Below are 17228 nucleotides of genomic sequence, written 5' to 3'. Positions count from 1 at the left end.
TGACGCGCTCCGGTGAGAGTGTTCCCGTCAGCCAGACCTTGAGTGACAGGAATACCCAAATGCACTGCCAGGTAAGCGAGTTGAAGAACAGCCTCCTCCGTACCGCCGCCCTCTTGGCCCTCTTCGCCGTAGCGGCCTTCACCTTCGTCCTCGGTTCCGCCGGGCACTCCCACTCGGTCAGCCGCGCGGGCGACTCTTCCGAAGCCGTCGTCTACACACCCGACTGGAACAGCACCGGTTCCTGAAATCCCGGGCGGGGGACCGCGTGTACGGCGCAGTGAATTCATACGGCCATGGGGATGCGAGACCAAACGCACCCAAAAGTATCCCCATGGCGTGTGAATATGTCGGCGGCAAGAAATTGTGCGCCACCTGTGGATAACGTTGTCATTCACGCCCTGTCACATCAGTGCGTGCGGAACCCTCCCGCCCGCACCCTGGATGACCGCGCCCGGCCCGCCGTTCACCACGTACGGCTGCACGCCACCCGCACGCCCGCCGTCCGAGGGAAGCGGACCGCCCCGAACAGCCGCGACACTTTCCCTCCCTCCCGCCCCTGCCCCCGCCCCGCCGACGCCGACCATCGGCGCACCGGCCACCGGCCACCGGCAGCCCCCGCGGACCGGGTGCGTCCCCCTCGCGAGGCGCCGTGAAGAACCGGGCCGTGAGCGCGGCGGGTTCCGAACGGGCCGTCGTGAAGCGGGCCCGGTCCGACGACCACATACCCCTGTGCCCGGACGGCGAGTCAGCGGCACGCGGACTCCGACCGCCATATCGCCCCGGCGACTTCGGGGACCGGGAGACCGGGAGACCGGGAGACCGAAGAACCTCGCGCAGCGCGAACACGGCCTCCACCGGCGAGCGGGCTCGGTCGTTCCTGGAGCGACGACGAGGTGGCCGACGTGGAACCGGCCGACTCCGCTGCCCCGGCCGGGTCCTCGCGCGGACAGGCGAGCGGAGGCTCGGGCGGCCACGGACCGGCGTACCCCTCCCGGCGGATGCACGCGGCACGTCGGCCGAGCTCCCGGTGACCGTCGCCGCCGTGAACGCGTCGGCCTCGGCCGAGTCGTGAAGGCGGCGTACCCCGGCCGGGCCCGCGCCCTTCAACGGTCGAGGCGGCGTACGGAGCAGGCGTGGCTCCGGGACCCTGCGGCCTGCCCCGCGTCCGACGGCCGTCCCCTCAGCCGCCGAACGGCGCGGGACCGAACCGCCCCCACGCCACGAACACGGCGATGGCGAGGTAGACCAGGTTCAGGGCGGCCAGGGCGGATTCGCCCCGGCGTCCGTGGGTGATCATCGCGCCGGTCATGAGGAGTGCCCAGCAGACGGCGGTGACCGGTACGAGCGGGGGTGCCACGTTCAGTATCGCGGGCAGCAACAGTCCTGCGGCGGCGAGGAGTTCGAGGATGCCGAGGGAGCGGACGAACGTGTCCGTGGCGTCCCCGGTCCAGCCCCCGCCCTGTGCGGCGGCGAGCTTCTGCCGGGGGACGAACGTCTTGGTGACCCCTCCGGCGAGGGCCACGAGAGCGAGCAGTACGGCCGAGATCCACAGCGCGAGGTCCATCGTCCACTCCTTCACGGGGAAGCGTTGCGCTCCCCGAGACGAGACAGGACCCCGCGCCGTGACATCTCCCGGCGTCGGATCAGCAGTTGGCGAGGTAGCTCGTCAGCGCCGACTTCTCGGCGGAGTCGACGGACAGGTCGTAGTAGTACTTCACCTGCACCCAGGCGCGGACGTACGTGCAGCGGTAGGAGGTGACCGACGGCATCCACTCGGCCGGGTCCTGGTCGCTCTTGGCCTGGTTGACGTTGTCGGTGACCGCGATGAGCTGCGGCCGGGTGAGGTCGTTGGCGAACGCCTGCCGCTGGGCCGTGGTCCAGGCGCTGGCGCCGGAGTCCCACGCCTCGGCGAGCGGGACGAGGTGGTCGATGTCGAGGTCGGACGCGGCGGTCCAGGTGGCCCCGTCGTAGGGGGAGTACCAGCTGCCGCTCGTGGCGGTGCAGGCGGAGTTGGTGACGACGTTGGACCCGTCCCTCTTGAGGACGGTCTCACGCGTGTTGCAGGTACCGGAGATGGTGATCCAGTGCGGGAAGAGGTCCCGGTCGTAGCCCGTGCGGTTCTCGGTCGCGACGGTGAGCTGGGACAGGTAGCTGCGGGCCGTGGCGCCGCTGACGGGGGTGGGGAGCGCGGCGGACGCCGTCGGGCCGTTGAGGACACCGACGGAGGCTATGAGTCCGGTGAGAGCGGCGAGTATGCTGAGCCGTCCACGCGCGTAGAACTTTCGCATGCGAACTCCCGTGATCTGTGGGGGCGTTGTAGCGGGGGGCGAGGGAATGCTCGCGAGGCCGTGTTGCGGTGAGGTGAGCGCGCGGTAAGAAGTTAGTGACGCGCACATGACAAGACAAGGGGTGCGGGGGACTTTGGTCCCTACAACCCCGTCGGCGGGGTCGCGTACGATGGACGGCGCAGAAGGGGAGTAGCTCTTCGCCGGACCGTCGACACACTGCTCAGCTCGCCTGAGCCGGCGCCCGGAGGCAGCTCCCGAGACCCCCTAGGGGTCCTCAGGGGTTCGCCAGCGAGACCTTCGGCAAGCAGTGCACATCCATGTGTACTGCCCTGCCGAGGTGTCTTCGTACGGAAGGCTCAGCGCTCTCGGCGGGGCAGTCCCCGACCGATTGAGGAACCTTGATCAGCATCAGCGTGGCGGCGCTCGTCTTCGGCGTCGTCTTCCTCGCCGAACTCCCGGACAAGACGGCCCTCGCCGGACTGATCCTCGGCACCCGCTACCGCGCCTCGTACGTCTTCGCCGGCGTCGCCGCCGCCTTCCTCGTCCACGTCGTCCTCGCGGTCGCCGCCGGCAGCGTCCTGACCCTCCTGCCCCAGCAGCTCGTCCACGCCCTCACCGGCGTCCTCTTCCTCGGCGGCGCCGCGATGCTGCTGCTGAGGAAGGACGAGGCCGAGGAGGAGGTCCGCAGGCCCGAGGACCAGTCCTTCCTCAAGGTCGCCGGCGCCGGCTTCATGCTCATCCTGGTCGCCGAGTTCGGCGACCTCACCCAGATCATGACCGCGAACCTCGCCGCCCGGTACGACGACCCGCTCTCCGTCGGCCTCGGCGCCGTCCTCGGCCTGTGGGCCGTCGCCGGGCTCGGCATCGTCGGCGGCAAGGCCCTCATGAAGCGCGTCCCCCTCGTCCTGATCACCAAGATCGCGGCACTGCTCATGCTGGGCCTCGGTGTCTGGAGCCTGTGGGAGGCGATCGCCGGCTGACGTCCCGGCGGCCCGGGGGTGGTCCGGCTGAACGGCCGGTGAAGTTCTCGCGGGGTGGTGGCGGGGAGCGGAATCGTTTTGTACCGTAGAGAAACAAAGTGGTTCCCGCTCGTTCTCCCTGACCGGCGGGCGGGACCACCTTGGTTCCCCGGCCCCGGTTGTCTGGAGTGGTGCATGTCGGTCCCCGAGCCCGTGGTGATGTCCGCTCGCGCACTCCTCCTCGACATGGACGGCACCCTCGTCGACTCCGACGCGGTCGTCGAGCGGATCTGGCGGCGCTGGGCCGACCGGCACGGACTCGACGGCGACGAGACCCTGAAGGTCATACACGGCCGCCAGGGCCACGCCTCGATGGCCGTGCTGCTGCCCGACCGGCCCGTGGAGCTGAACCTCGCGGACAACGCGCGGATGCTCGCGGAGGAGACCGCCGACATGGACGGCGTCGTCCCCGTCCCCGGCGCCCCCGCGTTCCTCTCCGCCCTCGCCGGCGTCCCGCACGCGCTCGTGACCTCGGCGGACGTCGCCCTCTCCACCGCCCGGATGGCCGCCGCCGGCCTCCCGCTGCCCGCCCTGCGGGTCACCGCCGAGTCCGTCGGCGCCAGCAAACCCGACCCCGAGGGCTTCCTGAAGGCCGCCGCCGAACTGGGCGTCGCCCCCGCCGACTGCGTCGTCTTCGAGGACTCCGGCGCCGGCATCCAGGCCGGCAAGGCCGCCGGCATGCGCGTCGTCGGCGTCGGCGAACGCGCCGCCGCCCACCCCGCCGACATCGTCGTACGCGACCTCCGCGAGATCGCCGTCGAGATCACCCCCGACGAGATCCGCCTCCACATCCGCGCCCCGCGCCCCTGACCATCCGTACGACGCCGGCGACACCGAAGCCCGAGGTCACCGCTGCCGGGTGGACACCCCCGCCGACGGGCCGAGTGACGTGCGCCCCTGGTCCGACGGTTCCCCGCCGGGAGTCTCACTCCTTCAAGGCTCCTTGGTCTCCTTCTCCAGCCGCTCGCGCGTCACCGCCCCGTACACCCCGCGCTCGTCACCGGTGACGTCACGGGAGCGCTGGTACTCCTTGAGAGCCACCTCGACCTGCTCGTCGAACACGCCGTCCGCGGCCTCGGTGTACAGGCCCGTCTGCGTCAGCCGCAGCTGGAGTTCCCGCACCTCGGAGCCGGTGTCGCCGCGCCGCAGCACGGCGACCGTGAGGCTCGGGACCTGGGCCTGCTCGTCGCCGGCCGCGCCGGAGGGGGACACCTCGGCGGAGGGCCCGCTCGCGGCGGCGGACGGCGAGGCGGAGGCCCGGGTCGGCGTAGGGGAGGGCGAGGGGGCCGCGCTCTCGGACGGGGTCGGCGGGTCGGAGACCGGGGCGGGGTCGACCGTGCGCGCCGGGGCCGACGGCTCGGAGACGGCGGTGGTGGACGGCGCCGGGACCGCCGCGCGGATGTCCTCCGGCGGGGAGTCGTCGCGCGCGGGGGCGTCGTACGCGAACAGGCCCGTCGCGAAGCCGGCGGCGGCGAGGACGGCGACGACCGCGCCGCTCGTCGCGAGCAGGATCGTCCTGCGGCGGCGGGGGCCGGGTTCCGTGGCCTCCGCTTCGGGGGCTCCTGGCTCTCCGGTACTACGGGGCGTGGACGGCCCGGGGGTACTACGGGGCCCTGGCTCTCCGGTACTACGGGACGCCTGCGCTCCGCCGGTACTACGGGGTCCTGGCTCTCCGGGGGTACGGGGAGCGGTGGGGCCCGTGCCCGGGATCTTCGGGAGCGGGGCCGTCGCGGTGGCGTCCGGGGACGGCGCGGCCGGGGTGAGGCCCGGGGGGACGGCCCGCAGGCGCATCGTCGCGTCCGGGGGTGGCTTGATGCCGCCCGCCGCCGGGGCGCCGGCCGTGCCCGCCAGCTCCACGTAGGGGCGAATCCGCAGAGGGTCGAAGTCCTCCGCCGCGGCGGCGTCCGCGAGCCGCGCCTCCTTCAGCGCCTCGGCGGCCCGCCGCGCGCAGTCGCAGGACGGCGTGCTGTCGGCGGCCCGCAGCGCACCGCACTCCGGACAGGGGTGCCCGTACGGCTTCCGCGCCCCGTCCGGCCCCGCGCGCTCCGTCGGCTCGTTCACTCCTTCACCCCTCCCCGTGGGAACTCCGGAAATTATGCAGATCCTCCACAGTCATGGCACGCCCCCATGGCACCACACGTCACAGCCCGTGGAATGGCCGGAAAGCCCCTCCCCCCGGTCTCGACAGGACGTTCCGGGTGACACCCACCACCATGGAGGGGACACGAGAGCCGAGGGAGGTCTCCATGTCCTTGGACGCACGGACGGCCGCACGCGATCCCCAGCGCGAACACATCGGCGGAAACGTGCTGGTGTCGATCGGCGCCCTGCTGCTGGGCATGCTGCTGGCCGCCCTCGACCAGACGATCGTCTCCACGGCCCTCCCCACCATCGTCAGCGACCTCGGCGGCCTGGAACACCTCTCCTGGGTCGTCACCGCCTATCTCCTCGCCTCCACCGCCGCGACCCCCCTGTGGGGCAAGCTCGGTGACCAGTACGGCCGAAAACGACTGTTCCAGACGGCGATCGTGCTCTTCCTGATCGGTTCCGCTCTCTGCGGAACGGCCCAGAACATGCCGCAGTTGATCGCATTCCGGGCACTCCAGGGCCTGGGCGGCGGCGGGTTGATGGTCCTGTCGATGGCGATCGTCGGCGACCTCGTCCCACCCCGCGAACGCGGGCGCTACCAGGGCCTGTTCGGCGCGGTCTTCGGCGCGACGAGCGTCCTCGGCCCGCTGCTCGGCGGCCTGTTCACCGAACACCTCAGCTGGCGCTGGGTGTTCTACGTCAACCTCCCCGTCGGCGTCGTCGCGCTCGCCGTCATCGCCGCCGTCCTGCACATCCCGCGCCGCACCACCCGGCACACCATCGACTACCTCGGCACCCTCCTGATCGCCTCCGTCGCCACCTGCCTCGTCCTCGTCGCCTCCCTCGGCGGGACGACCTGGGCGTGGGGCTCGGTCCAGGTGACCGGCCTGCTGGTGCTCGGAGTCGTCCTCGCCGTCGCCTTCGTCGCGGTCGAACGCCGGGCCGCCGAACCGGTGTTGCCGCTCAAGCTGTTCCGCGTCCGGACGTTCACCCTCTCCGCCGTCATCAGCTTCATCGTTGGGTTCGCGATGTTCGGCGCGATGACCTACCTGCCGACGTTCCTCCAGGTCGTCCAGGGCGTCTCCCCGACCATGTCCGGCGTCCACATGCTGCCGATGGTCGCCGGGCTGCTGCTCTCCTCCACCCTCTCCGGCCAGATCGTCAGCCGTACGGGCCGCTGGAAGGTGTTCCCCGTCGCGGGCACCGCCGTCACCACCCTCGGGCTGCTCCTCCTGCACCGCCTCGACGAGAACAGCCCCACCGGCGAGATGAGCGCCTACTTCTTCGTCTTCGGCCTCGGGCTCGGCCTGGTCATGCAGGTCCTCGTCCTGATCGTCCAGAACGCGGTCTCCTACGAGGACTTGGGCGTCGCCACCTCCGGCGCGACCTTCTTCCGCTCGATCGGCGCGTCCTTCGGCGTCGCCGTCTTCGGCACGGTCTTCGCGAGCCGCCTCTCCGACAAACTCACCTCGGCCTTCACGGGAGTTCAGGGCCTCCCGGCGGGCTTCAGCGCCGACACGCTGAAATCCGACCCGCGCGGCATCGCCGAACTCCCGCCCGCCCTGCGGCCACCGGCGGTCCACGCCTACGCCTCCTCCATCACCGACGTGTTCCTCTACGCCGCACCCGTCGCCCTCCTCGGCTTCCTCCTCGCCTGGTTCCTCAAGGAGGACCGCCTCCGCGGCTCGGTCACCGCGCCGGACGTCACCCAGACCCTCGCCAGCAACCCCGTCGAGCGGTCCTCGTACGACGAGGTGTGCCGCGCGCTGTCCGTGCTCGGTACCCGGGAGGGGCGCCGGGAGATCTACCGCACGATCACCGCCCGCGCGGGCTACGACCTTCTCCCGGCGGCCAGTTGGATACTCCTGCGGATCAGGAAGTACGGGACCGTCGAGCCCGGCCGGCTCGCCGAGCGGAGCCCGGTCCCGCTCGCCGTGGTCATCGAAGGGGCCCGGCAGGTGGAGGAGAGCGGGCTGGCCCGGCGGGAGGGGGTGCAGCTGTCTCTCACCGCGCGGGGGCGCGAGGTGGCGGAGCGGCTCGCGGAGGCGCGGGAGGAGTCGCTCGCGGAGCTGCTGGGGGACTGGTGGGGGCCGGGGCGGCCGACCGATCTCGTGCGGCTGGTCAAGGAGTTGAACGGGGAGTTGTGCGGGTCGGTGCGGGAGGGGCCGGGAGCCGTCACGTGAGAGGCTTGCCGAACCAGTGGTCCGCGTACACGTCGTCGTTGTGCGGGGCGGTCTCCGCGTAGCCCAGGCGCGCGTACAGCGACCTCGCCTCCACCAGGTCCGCGCGGGTGTCCAGGATCATGCGGGTCGCTCCCCACGCGCGTGCGGTGTCCTCCGCCGCGGCCACCAGGAGCGCCGCCCCGCCCTTGCCGCGCAGCGCCGGGAGCAGGTAGACGCGGGTCAACTCGGCGGTGTCCGCGTCGAGTCGGCGCACCCCGGCGGTGCCGGCCGCCGCGCCGTCGTACCGGGCCACCAGCAACCGCCCCTTCGGCGGGGCCAGTTCGGCGCCGGTGCGGGCGTGGATCTCGCGCTCCAGTTCGGCGGGGTCGGTCGGGCGGCCCTCGTGGAGGAGGTACCAGCGGTCGCTCACCTCCGTGTAGTACGCGCGCCACAGGGCCGTGGCGGCGGGGGAGTCGGGGGGTTCCGGGGTGATCGTCCAGGGCATGGGGGTCATTCTCGGGAGGAGGCGTGGCGGGGTCGCAAGCGATATACGCGGGCCGGCTGGGCGGGGTTTGACGGGTGGGCCGGGTGCGCGTGCCGGACGGGTGGGCTCGGCGCGTGGGCTTGTTTGCCGGGCGCTTTACGGGCAACTCGGAAGAGGAACCGGCCCGTTGGGCCTTTACACCGGAAGGCAGCCATGTCCACAGGCGTGATCGTCGTACTGATCGTCATCGGCGCGGTCGTCGTTGTCGCGGCGGGTTTCCTCGGAGTGCGTCGCACGGGAGGCGGGGGGTCCCTGGAGCGGCGGTTCGGGCCCGAGTACGGGCGGGCCGTGGCCCGGCACGACGGGGATGTCCGCGCCGCCGAACGGGAGTTGACGTCCCTCGTCGAGCGGCACGGGGGGCTGCGGGAGCGGTCCCTCGACGCCGGGGAGCAGGAGAAGTACCAGGAGCGGTGGCGGGCCGCGCAGGAGCTGTTCGTGGAGTCGCCCCGGCAGGCCGCCGCCGAAGTCGACCGGCTGATCGGGGAGTTGGCGGGTGCCCGGGGGTATCCGCGGGCCGAGGACTTCGACGAGCAGGTCGCCGCGCTCGCCGTGCACCACGCCGCGCACGTCGACGGGTACCGGCATGTCCGGTACGTGTCCGGCGAGGAGGGCACCGACACCGAGGACGCGCGCAAGGCCGTCCTCGCGGGGCGGGCGCTGTTCCGGGAACTGCTGGGCGAGCCGCGGGGGTTGGCGCGGAGCGCGCCGCGCGGTGCGGAGAAGAAGGCGGGGGCCGGGCGAACCGGGCGGGTACCGGCGGTGTTTCAGCGGATTCAGGCCAAGTGAGGAGGGGTGAGGGATGAGTGAGGACAGGGGAACGCAGGGGGCGTCGGGTACGCCGGGTACGCCGGGTGTCTCGGGTGCGCGGAAGGAGGAGGTCACGAAGGTGACGGACATCCGCAAGGGCGAGGTGCCGCTCGGGGACGGTACGTCTGCGGTGCGGAAGCCTGGTGGCAGTGGCAGTGGCAGTGGCAGTGGCAGCGGCAGTGGTTACGGGGCCGGCGCCCCGTTTCTCGCGCGGGAGGAGTGCGAGAAGCTGGAGCAGCGGATGCGGCAGGCGCTGACCGGGTTCGTGGACGAGCCCCGGGAGGCGGTCGCGGAGGCGGACCGGGTGCTGGAGGAGCTGGCGGCGCGGTTCAGCGAGGCGATCGCCAGGCGGCGGGGGACGGTTCGGGGGGCTTGGCAGGGCGGGGGCGGAGGTGCGGTCGGAGGGTCGGCCGGGGAAGGGGACACCGAGCGGCTTCGGCTGGCGATGCGGGACTACCGGGAGTTGTGCGAACGGTTGCTGCGCGTCTGAGGACGGCGGCGAGGCCGGAGACCTCGGTGTTTCCGGGGCCCGGCGTTTCGGTGGCGCCCCCTCAGGCGTCGGCCGCCGTAGGGCGGCCGGGGTCCGCAGGGGGCGTACGCCTGCGCTCGCGCCACTCCTCGACGACCGCCTCGACGTCGTACGGCTTCTTGCCGAGCGGCGGGCCGGGCGGGGGGCGGAACATCATGTCGCGGATCTTCACGTTGACGTCGGTGAGGATCTTGCGGACCGTGAACTCCGAGGGGGCGGCCAGCGCCGCCGCGAGGGCGTCCTCCGCCTCCTTGCGCAGGGCCAGGGCCGGCGGGAGCGCGGAGAGACCCTCGCGGGCCATCTTCCGCTTGATCCACCAGAGTTCGTCGTACGACGAGTCGACGCCGGCCGGGAGGGGCTTGCCCGCGCCCGTGAGCCCGTCGAACTCCCCGCGGGCCTGCGCGTCCTGGATCTGCCTGTCCACCCAGGAGTCGAACGGCACGCCCGGTGGCTTTCGCTCGGTCATGCGTCCATTGTGCCGGACGCGATGCGGCCGGGCGATTTATCATTCCGCCGCTGTGCAATGCCGTTTCGGACGCTGTGAACCCGGCGTCCGGGGGGTTGGGACATGCCGGGCGGACGTCCGGCGGACACAAGGGGAACGCACGTGCTCGAACTCACCATGGCCTCCGTCTCCGCGGTGGAGGAGGGGGCCACGGCAGGGATGCTCATGGCCGACGCGCCCAGCGAACCGGGGGCGGTGCTGCGAGTGGGCCGCGACACCTCGGTCTGCCGGCTCGTCACCCCTCAGGACTGGCTGTTCGTCTCCCGCGTCCACCTGGAGTTCCTCTGCGGCCCCGAGGGCGTCTGGCAGGTCACCTGGCTGCGCGGCTCCCAGGACGACCCCTCCTCCGAAGTCCGCCTGCTCTCCGGCCAGTACGCCCAGCCCATCTCCTACGGCACCACCCTCACCCTCCCCCGCGGCGGCTCCGGCGAGATCGTCATCACCGACCGCACCAGCCCACGCAGCGTGAACGTCGGCTTCTACCACGAGGGCTGAGCCCCCAACTGTCCACGAGGGCTGAGCCCCCACGGTCCCGGCCTCACGACCCGCCCGCCGGGACCGTGATCCTGGCTCAGCGGCCGGAGACGTCGCGGGAGCCGGACCGCCGGGCCGCGTGGACCTCCAGTGCCCCGGTGCGCCTTCGGTGACGCCGGTCAGGGCAGGACTCTGGCCAGGGCGAAGCCGTCGTAGCCCTTGGTGCCGACCGTCTGGAGGGCGGTGCCGGTGAGGCGGGGGTGGGTGGCGATGAGGTGGAGGGCGGCGCGGGTGCCCTGGATGTCGGGGGAGGGGTTGCCGGGGTCGACGACCTTGCCGCCGCGGACGACGTTGTCGACGACGATGAGGCTGCCGGCGCGGGTCAGCTTCAGGGCCCACTCCACGTAGTGGGGGTTGTTCGCCTTGTCCGCGTCGATGAAGACCAGGTCGAAGGGGGGCGGGTTCTCGTCGGCCAGGAGGGGGAGGGAGGTGAGGGCCTCGCCGACCCGGACCTCCACGATCTTGTCCAGCCCCGCCCGCGCGATGTTCCGCTCGGCGACGTCCGCGTGCGCACGGCTGTACTCCAGGGTGATCAGCCTGCCGTCCGCCGGGAGGGCCCGGGCCAGGCAGATCGTGCTGTACCCGCCCAGCGTCCCGATCTCCAGGACGCGGCGGGCCCCCTGGATCTCCGCGAGCAGCTGAAGCAGCTTCCCCTGACCGGCCGACACGCTGATCGGCGGCAGCCCGGCCGCCTCGCTCTCCCGCAGCGCCGCCGCCAACACCTCGTCCCTGAGGCCCAGTTCCTCCTCGAAGTACCCGTCCACCGCTGCCCAGACCCGCTCTTCGCTCACGGTCCCCTGCCTCTCCACACGTCCTGCCCAGCCCAACGCGCACCCCCGCCACCCCAGTTCCCGCCCCGGCCCTCCGCCCGGCCGATTCACCCGTTCGGGTCAGCCGCGGCGACCCGCCCTCACCCCAACCCCCGGCCCTGGCGCGGCACCTGGGACACACGCCGGTGCTTCTGGCGGGTACCGAAGGTGTTCTGGTTCAGGGGCGGCGCGCAGAAGGGGTACTTGTGGAGCCCCGAAGGCACGGCGGCGTGGGGGACGTCCACGGGAGACGTGAACAGATGGGCCGTACCGCCGTCGTCCGGGGCGGGTGCGGGGGCGGAAGGGGCGTACGAGGGGACAGGGGGGACCGTCGGCGCCGTACTCGGCATCGGGGGGACCCGGGGGGACGCCGGGACGCCGACCGTGGGTGCGGTCTCCGGCATCGGCGGAACGTCGTACGCGCTCTCCGCACCGAAGAAGACCTCCTCCCGCGGCACTGCCCCCTGCACCTCCGAAGCCCAGTCCTCCGCCACTCCCGAAACGCCGCTCCCCGAAACGCCACCCCCCGGAACCCCGTTCCCCGCCCGGGGCGGCACCCCCACGGTCGGCGCCTCCGTGGGCATCGGCGGTATCCCGTCCACCCCCGCGCGCGGGCGCCCGGCGTCCCCCGAGGCACTGCGCACGCGCGCGCGTAGTGCGTCGAGGGCGTCGGTCACGCGCGTGGTGAGGCCGATCGGGCGGGGCTCCTCCGTGGTGCCGGTCATGGGTGCCGTGTTCCCTTCTGATGGTGCGGGGATGGTGAAAGGCGTGGCGGACTGCGGAGCCGACGCGGGCGCGTCCCCCGGTGCCTGCTCCCGTCGGCCCGTCCGCCCTCCCGGGCCCCCACGCACGCGTACGGCCACCCTGATCGCCGTCGCGGCCAGCGCGAGGATCGCCGCGGTCACGGCCAGGAGCCACGCCGGGACACCGGCGAGTGTGCGGAGGCGGTCGGCGTAGACGACCTGCTGGACGGGCGCGTCCGTGGCGGCGCGGCGGAGTTCGTGGTCGGCCGTGACGGTCGTACCGGGGAACTCCTGGGCGACGACGGTGACGTACGGGGTCTGCCGGGAGAACGTCGACAGCGGGGCGGAGTCGGAGGCGACCCGTCCGGCGAACGTCACGCGCGGGCGGGAGCCGCCGACCGGGGAGACCGGTTCCATGCGGTGGGCGGCGAGGACGTACAGGGACAGGGAACGCGGCGTCGAGGACAGCCGCATCGGGTAGACCGGCGTCTTCGCGTCGAACGTGACGTGGAGGGGGTCCAGGGGGCCGCTGAGGGCACCGGCGGCGGCCGGGGCCAGCTTGATCGCGACGTACTGCCAGCGGAGCGCCACGTACGGCTGGAGGGCGTCCTGGAGGCCCGCGGGGAGGGCGAAGCCGTTCGTGCGGAGCCAGGAGGCGAGCGCGGCGGGGTCGGTGGCCGACAGGTGAGCCACGTCGAAGGGGCCGAGGCGGCCGTTCGCGACGACGCCGACACCGGGGCCCCGGGCGGGCGGCGGCGGTGGCTCGGGACCCCGGCCGGTACCGGACGTCAGGGGCCAGTCCCCGTCCTGCGGCCAGAAGTGCCGCCGGGTCCGGTACGACGGCGCCGTCGCGGCCGTCAGCTGTTCGAGCAGCGCCGGGTCCCCCAGCCGTACGGTGGCCCGGCTCGGGACCGGCATCAGCCAGGCCGCGTCCGGGGTGTCCCCGGCGACGGTCAGCCGGGTCACGATCTGCTCCTGGGCGCCGTCCCAGCGGATCACGGAGACCTCCCGGGTCACCGCGAGACGGCGGTCGTCGGCGCCGATCAGCGCGCCACCGGCGTACGCGGGCGCCACCGGCTGGAGGACGGCGAGCAGCAGGAGAACGACGAGCGCACGCGCGCGTGAGGACGCGGATGAACCTTTCGCCGCTCCTGATCGTCTCCACGGACAGCCGACCACCGGAAAACCGACCACCATGCTCGAAGCCCTCCGTAGTCATCCGTCACTACCCGTAGTGCCATGACCCGCGCGGGTCTACGACGGTACGGGCGGAGCGGGTGTTCCGTTCGGCGCCCGATTCAAATCACGCCCATGAGATGGGCGAAAACAGCCCCCGGGGGCATGGCCGCGCCTGACACGCACTATCGTCTTCCGGACAAAACGAGATGGGCTGCCAGGTGAAGCAGGGGTGACCTGCGTCTCTGTCAGGGGGAGGGGCGTACCCGTAGGGTTCGTCCGGAGGAAACCCCTGGTGGGCCTCCGGGAGAATCACCAGACAAGCAGAACCGAACGAACGGGGCGGGAGGCCAACCAGCCGTGGCGAATGCGGAGCACAGCGGACGACCGACGGAACCCTTCGGGGCGACCGCGGCCGACCCCGCGGACGCACGACAGGCGCGTCTGCGCGTGGCCCGCATCGGCTTCTGGCTGCTCGCGGCGGTCCTCGCCGTCCGCCAGGTCGCGGTCATCCTGTCCACCCCGCGCGGGGAGCGCCTGACGGACCTGGAGCTCTGGTTCGGCCACGACGGCGTGCTCCACTTCAACGGCTCGCTGTACGACTCCGCGCAGTTCACCGGCACCCCCTTCGGCGGCCTCGTCCTCAAGTCCTTCACCAGGTCCGCGGAACACGCCCTGGGCCTGGGCTGGACGTTCGGGACGCTGCTGCTCGTCGCGGCCCTCGGCGTCGTCGTCGCCCAGGCGCTCCCGCAGCCCGTGAGCCGCCGTACGGCCCTTCTCGCGGCCCCCGTCGCGATCAGCCTCCTGATGCTCTCCCTGCCCGTCCGCAACACCCTGTGGCTCGGCCAGACCAGCATCATCCCGGTGCTGCTCGTCCTGCTCGGCTGCTTCGTCGCGCGCGGGCGGTACGCCGGAGGGGTCCTCATCGGCGTCGCCGCCGCCCTCCAGCCGACCGTCCTGCTCTTCGCCGCGCTCCTGTGGTTCACGCGCAGGCGCCGGGCCGCCGCGACGGCCGTCGGTACGTTCGCGGGGGCGACGCTGGTGGCCTGGGCGGCGATGCCGCAGGACTCGTACACGTACTGGGTGCACCACATCGCGGGCACCGGCCTCGGCGGCAAGGCCGACGACCTCGCCAACCAGTCCCTGCACGGCGCGCTGCTGCGCGTCGGGCTGACCGGGCCCCTCGAAATCGGCCTGTTCCTTGCGCTCGGCACCGTCGTCGCGGTCCTCGGCGTACGCCGTGCCGTGCGCTACGCGCGCGACGGGCAGTTGCTGCTCGCCGTCGCGATCACCGGGTGCGTGGCCGTCGCCGTCTCACCGACGACCTGGCAGCACCAGCTGCTGTGGGTGCTGCTCGCCGTCGTCGGGCGGGTCGGGAAGCGGGCCTCCGACCGGTACGTCTGGCCCGTCGCCGTCGTCCTGGTGATGACGCTTCCGGCCAAGATGATGCTGCCGAATATGGCCGCGCTGTACCCCGTGCGCGACAACATCGTGCTGTTCGCCGCGATCGCCGCCGCGACGTTCCTGCCGTTCCTGTCCCGCAAGGACCCGCTGTACGCGGCGCCGACGCCGACGGAGTACGCGGCGCCCGTGCCCGCGCGGCTGCGCGGGGTGCCCCTGCTGCCGTTCCTGCGCCGTGTCCTGACGCGCCCCAACCTCCTCCTCGAACTCCTCCTCATCCGTGTCACGTACGCGGCGTACCAGAAGGTCCGGCTCGCGGCGACCGGCGGTTCGAACTCCGCGGGGCGGGTCCGAGCCGAGGAGCACGGCCAGCAGATCCTCGACATCGAGCGGTTCCTGCGCATCGACATCGAGCACGCGGTCAACCACTGGGTCGTCGGTGTTCCGTGGCTGCGGAACTTCTTCGACTTCTACTACGAGTCCTTCCACTTCGTGCTCCCGCTCTCCGTCCTCGCGATCCTCTACTGGCGCCGCCCGGTCGACTACCGCTGGGCCCGAGCGTCCCTCGGCTTCGCCACTCTGTTGGCCCTCGTCGGCTTCTGGCTCTACCCCTTGGCGCCGCCCCGCCTCATGCCGGACCTCGGCGTCATCGACACGGTCCACGGCGTCCAGGACTTCTCGAAGCCGGACTACGGCACGCTGACCGCGCTGACCAACCAGTACGCCGCCATGCCGTCCCTCCACTTCGGCTGGTCCCTCTGGTGCGGCCTCGTCATCGCCATCGTCGCCCCCAAATGGTGGATGAAGGCCCTCGGCCTCCTCCACCCCCTCTTCACCGTCTCCGCCATCGTCGCCACCGGCAACCACTGGGTCCTCGACGCGGTCGGCGGCGCAGCCGTCGTCGCCGGCGGCTTCGGCCTGTCGTACCTGTTCATGGGGCCTCGGGCTCGGTTGACCGCGAGGGTGGCGACCGAGGAACAGGACAGGGAGCCGGAGAAGCCCGTCGCCGCCCCTTCTCCGAGCTAACCGCCTGGCCGAGTCCCGGATTCCGCTGAGCTGGAAGAGGGGCCGGGACTTCAGGGCATGTCGTCCAGGTCCATCGGGGTCGCGCACTCGAACCAGATCGTCTTGCCGCCCTGGGGAGTTGGGGTGGTGCCCCATTTGTCGGTGATGGTGTCGAGGATGAGGATGCCGCGGCCGGACTCGGAGTCGGGGGAGATGTCCGGGGTGAGGGTGGGGAGTTGGGGGATCGGGTCCGTCACCTCCGCGCGGATCGCGTTCGGCTGGCGGAGGAGGAGGATCTGGCAGCGGCGGTCCGGGACGTGGCGGTGGACGTTCGTGACCAGTTCCGTGAGGGCCGACTCGACCGCGTCCGTGACCTCTTCCGTGCCCCACTCCTTCAGGAGCGTGCGGGTGATGCGGCGGATGTGGCGCGGGGAGTGGTCGCCGACCGTCAGGATCAGGCAGTACGTGGGGAAGAGCGGACCCACCAAGAAGGGGGGAAAGTGTTCGTTCACGGTACGAGCCTGGACCCTCTTCCCTACTCTGGGCTATCAACTGAATACAACCCGTCCCGTTGTTCGCGGGTTGTCGAAACTTCGTGCCAGAGAGGGGACTTGGGTGACCCACATCAACGTTCTCGACCCGGGAGCGTCGCCGCTCGACTACTACGGTTTCGAGCTGCGCCGATTCCGTGAGGCGGCGGGGCTCACGCAAGGCCAGCTCGGCGACATCGTCAACTTCACGGGTTCCCTGATCGGCCAGATCGAGAACGCCCGCAAGGTCCCCACCCTCGACTTCAGCCAGCGCCTCGACGCGGCGCTGAACACGGACGGCTTCTTCTCCCGCCTCGTCATCCTGGTGCTCCGTTCACAACTGCCGTCCTGGTTTCAGCAGGTGGCGGAGTTGGAGGCACGGGCCGTCGAGATCCTGACCTTCCAGATCGGCATGATCCACGGCCTCCTCCAGACCCCGGCGTACGCACGCGCCACCCTCGGCACGCTGGACCAGGTCGACCTCGACAACCGCACCAGCGCGCGGCTGGCCCGCCAGCGCATCCTGGAGAAGTCCGACCCGCCGGTCTTCTGGGCGATCGTCAGCGAGGCCGCCCTGTACCAGGAGATCGGCGGCCCCGCCGTCATGCGAGAGCAACTGGCGCATCTGTTGGCCTTCGAGGACAACCCCAAGGTCAACATCCAGATCCTGCCGTTCACGGCGGGCGCGCACGCCGGATCACAGGGTTCGTTCAACGTCTACCGCTTCGCGGACGACCCGTCCATCGTCTACACCGAGGGGTATGGCGATGGCCATCCCACTGCCAACCCGGACACCGTCAAGGACTGCTCGCTCCGTTACGATCATCTGCAAGCCGCCGCACACTCCATCAAGGACTCGGCGGAGTTGATGCGGCGGGTGATGGAGGAACGCTATGGCGCGGAGCACGGAGATTCTGTGGCGTAAGTCCAGCTACAGCGGCGACCAGGGCGGTGATTGCGTCGAGATCGCCTCACCCCCCCTCGCCCACATAGCCGTCCGCGACTCCAAGAACCCCGCAGGCCCCCACCTCACCCTCCACCCCACGGCGTTCTCGGAGTTCGTCACCTGGACCCAGAGTCGCTGACGT

Annotated in this window: 18 protein-coding genes; 10 read left to right on the top strand and 8 right to left on the bottom strand. The window is 71.8% G+C overall.

Annotated elements, in window-relative coordinates:
• Nucleotides 1-59: 59 nt before the first annotated feature.
• Complete coding sequence (locus tag ABZX85_RS09640) at nucleotides 60-245, top strand: hypothetical protein (RefSeq protein WP_355864270.1); 186 nt, start codon at nucleotides 60-62, stop codon at nucleotides 243-245.
• A gap of 935 nt (nucleotides 246-1180) precedes the next feature.
• On the opposite strand, the gene ABZX85_RS09635 is transcribed toward ABZX85_RS09640, so the two are convergent.
• Both ABZX85_RS09635 and ABZX85_RS09630 read right to left on the bottom strand, forming a co-directional pair.
• Entirely contained in the window at nucleotides 1181-1564 is a 384-nt protein-coding gene (locus ABZX85_RS09635; protein ID WP_355864268.1) for a DoxX family protein, read from the bottom strand.
• A gap of 79 nt (nucleotides 1565-1643) precedes the next feature.
• Complete coding sequence (locus tag ABZX85_RS09630; protein WP_355864267.1) at nucleotides 1644-2288, bottom strand: HNH endonuclease family protein; 645 nt, start codon at nucleotides 2286-2288, stop codon at nucleotides 1644-1646.
• Nucleotides 2289-2686: 398 nt separating this feature from the next.
• On the opposite strand from ABZX85_RS09630, the gene ABZX85_RS09625 reads away from it, so the two are divergent.
• Nucleotides 2687-3268, top strand: a complete 582-nt coding sequence (locus ABZX85_RS09625; protein ID WP_355864265.1) for a TMEM165/GDT1 family protein — start codon at nucleotides 2687-2689, stop codon at nucleotides 3266-3268.
• 174 nt (nucleotides 3269-3442) lie between these two features.
• Complete coding sequence (locus tag ABZX85_RS09620) at nucleotides 3443-4117, top strand: HAD-IA family hydrolase (protein WP_355864263.1); 675 nt, start codon at nucleotides 3443-3445, stop codon at nucleotides 4115-4117.
• A 123-nt stretch (nucleotides 4118-4240) separates the two neighbouring features.
• On the opposite strand, the gene ABZX85_RS09615 is transcribed toward ABZX85_RS09620, so the two are convergent.
• Nucleotides 4241-5368, bottom strand: a complete 1128-nt coding sequence (locus ABZX85_RS09615) for a peptidoglycan-binding protein (RefSeq protein WP_355864261.1) — start codon at nucleotides 5366-5368, stop codon at nucleotides 4241-4243.
• A gap of 185 nt (nucleotides 5369-5553) precedes the next feature.
• On the opposite strand from ABZX85_RS09615, the gene ABZX85_RS09610 reads away from it, so the two are divergent.
• Nucleotides 5554-7578, top strand: a complete 2025-nt coding sequence (locus tag ABZX85_RS09610; protein ID WP_355864259.1) for an MDR family MFS transporter — start codon at nucleotides 5554-5556, stop codon at nucleotides 7576-7578.
• Here the strand turns inward: ABZX85_RS09610 and ABZX85_RS09605 are convergent.
• The gene (locus tag ABZX85_RS09605; protein WP_355864257.1) at nucleotides 7571-8062 is read right to left on the bottom strand and encodes a GNAT family N-acetyltransferase; all 492 of its coding nucleotides are present in this window, start codon (nucleotides 8060-8062) and stop codon (nucleotides 7571-7573) included. The genes ABZX85_RS09610 and ABZX85_RS09605 overlap by 8 nt on opposite strands.
• Before the next feature lie 192 nt (nucleotides 8063-8254).
• Here ABZX85_RS09605 and ABZX85_RS09600 point away from each other — a divergent pair, with 192 nt between their 5' ends.
• Entirely contained in the window at nucleotides 8255-8887 is a 633-nt protein-coding gene (locus ABZX85_RS09600) for a hypothetical protein (RefSeq protein WP_355864255.1), read from the top strand.
• A gap of 13 nt (nucleotides 8888-8900) precedes the next feature.
• Entirely contained in the window at nucleotides 8901-9398 is a 498-nt protein-coding gene (locus ABZX85_RS09595) for a hypothetical protein (RefSeq protein ID WP_355864253.1), read from the top strand.
• A 61-nt stretch (nucleotides 9399-9459) separates the two neighbouring features.
• Here the strand turns inward: ABZX85_RS09595 and ABZX85_RS09590 are convergent, their stop codons facing one another.
• A complete protein-coding gene (locus ABZX85_RS09590) occupies nucleotides 9460-9903 on the bottom strand; it encodes a DUF1992 domain-containing protein (protein ID WP_355864251.1) in 444 nt (147 codons plus the stop codon).
• 141 nt (nucleotides 9904-10044) lie between these two features.
• Between ABZX85_RS09590 and ABZX85_RS09585 the strand changes: the two genes are divergently transcribed.
• Nucleotides 10045-10437, top strand: a complete 393-nt coding sequence (locus ABZX85_RS09585) for a hypothetical protein (RefSeq protein ID WP_355864249.1) — start codon at nucleotides 10045-10047, stop codon at nucleotides 10435-10437.
• 158 nt (nucleotides 10438-10595) lie between these two features.
• Here the strand turns inward: ABZX85_RS09585 and ABZX85_RS09580 are convergent, their stop codons facing one another.
• Both ABZX85_RS09580 and ABZX85_RS09575 read right to left on the bottom strand, forming a co-directional pair.
• Nucleotides 10596-11267, bottom strand: coding sequence for an O-methyltransferase (locus ABZX85_RS09580; RefSeq protein WP_355864247.1), 672 nt, complete (start codon nucleotides 11265-11267; stop codon nucleotides 10596-10598).
• Between the two features lie 119 nt (nucleotides 11268-11386).
• Nucleotides 11387-13225 (bottom strand): DUF2330 domain-containing protein, encoded by a 1839-nt coding sequence (locus tag ABZX85_RS09575; RefSeq protein ID WP_355864245.1) that lies wholly within the window; start codon nucleotides 13223-13225, stop codon nucleotides 11387-11389.
• 339 nt (nucleotides 13226-13564) lie between these two features.
• Between ABZX85_RS09575 and ABZX85_RS09570 the strand changes: the two genes are divergently transcribed.
• Nucleotides 13565-15631, top strand: a complete 2067-nt coding sequence (locus tag ABZX85_RS09570; protein ID WP_355864243.1) for a bifunctional glycosyltransferase 87/phosphatase PAP2 family protein — start codon at nucleotides 13565-13567, stop codon at nucleotides 15629-15631.
• Between the two features lie 50 nt (nucleotides 15632-15681).
• On the opposite strand, the gene ABZX85_RS09565 is transcribed toward ABZX85_RS09570, so the two are convergent.
• The gene (locus ABZX85_RS09565) at nucleotides 15682-16122 is read right to left on the bottom strand and encodes an ATP-binding protein (protein ID WP_355864241.1); all 441 of its coding nucleotides are present in this window, start codon (nucleotides 16120-16122) and stop codon (nucleotides 15682-15684) included.
• Between the two features lie 103 nt (nucleotides 16123-16225).
• Between ABZX85_RS09565 and ABZX85_RS09560 the strand changes: the two genes are divergently transcribed.
• Together ABZX85_RS09560 and ABZX85_RS09555 are read left to right on the top strand one after the other, a co-directional pair.
• On the top strand, nucleotides 16226-17065 hold the full coding sequence (locus tag ABZX85_RS09560) for a helix-turn-helix transcriptional regulator (RefSeq protein ID WP_355864239.1): 840 nt from the start codon (nucleotides 16226-16228) through the stop codon (nucleotides 17063-17065).
• Nucleotides 17034-17225: a DUF397 domain-containing protein gene (locus tag ABZX85_RS09555; RefSeq protein ID WP_355864237.1), complete on the top strand. Its 192-nt coding sequence runs from the start codon at nucleotides 17034-17036 to the stop codon at nucleotides 17223-17225. Before ABZX85_RS09560 ends, ABZX85_RS09555 begins: the two co-directional genes overlap by 32 nt.
• The last annotated feature ends 3 nt before the right edge of the window (nucleotides 17226-17228 follow it).

Origin of the sequence: Streptomyces sp. NPDC004539 (genome assembly GCF_040610055.1) — a bacterium.
GTDB lineage: Bacteria > Actinomycetota > Actinomycetes > Streptomycetales > Streptomycetaceae > Streptomyces.
This window is presented reverse-complemented; position numbering and strand designations above follow the sequence as displayed.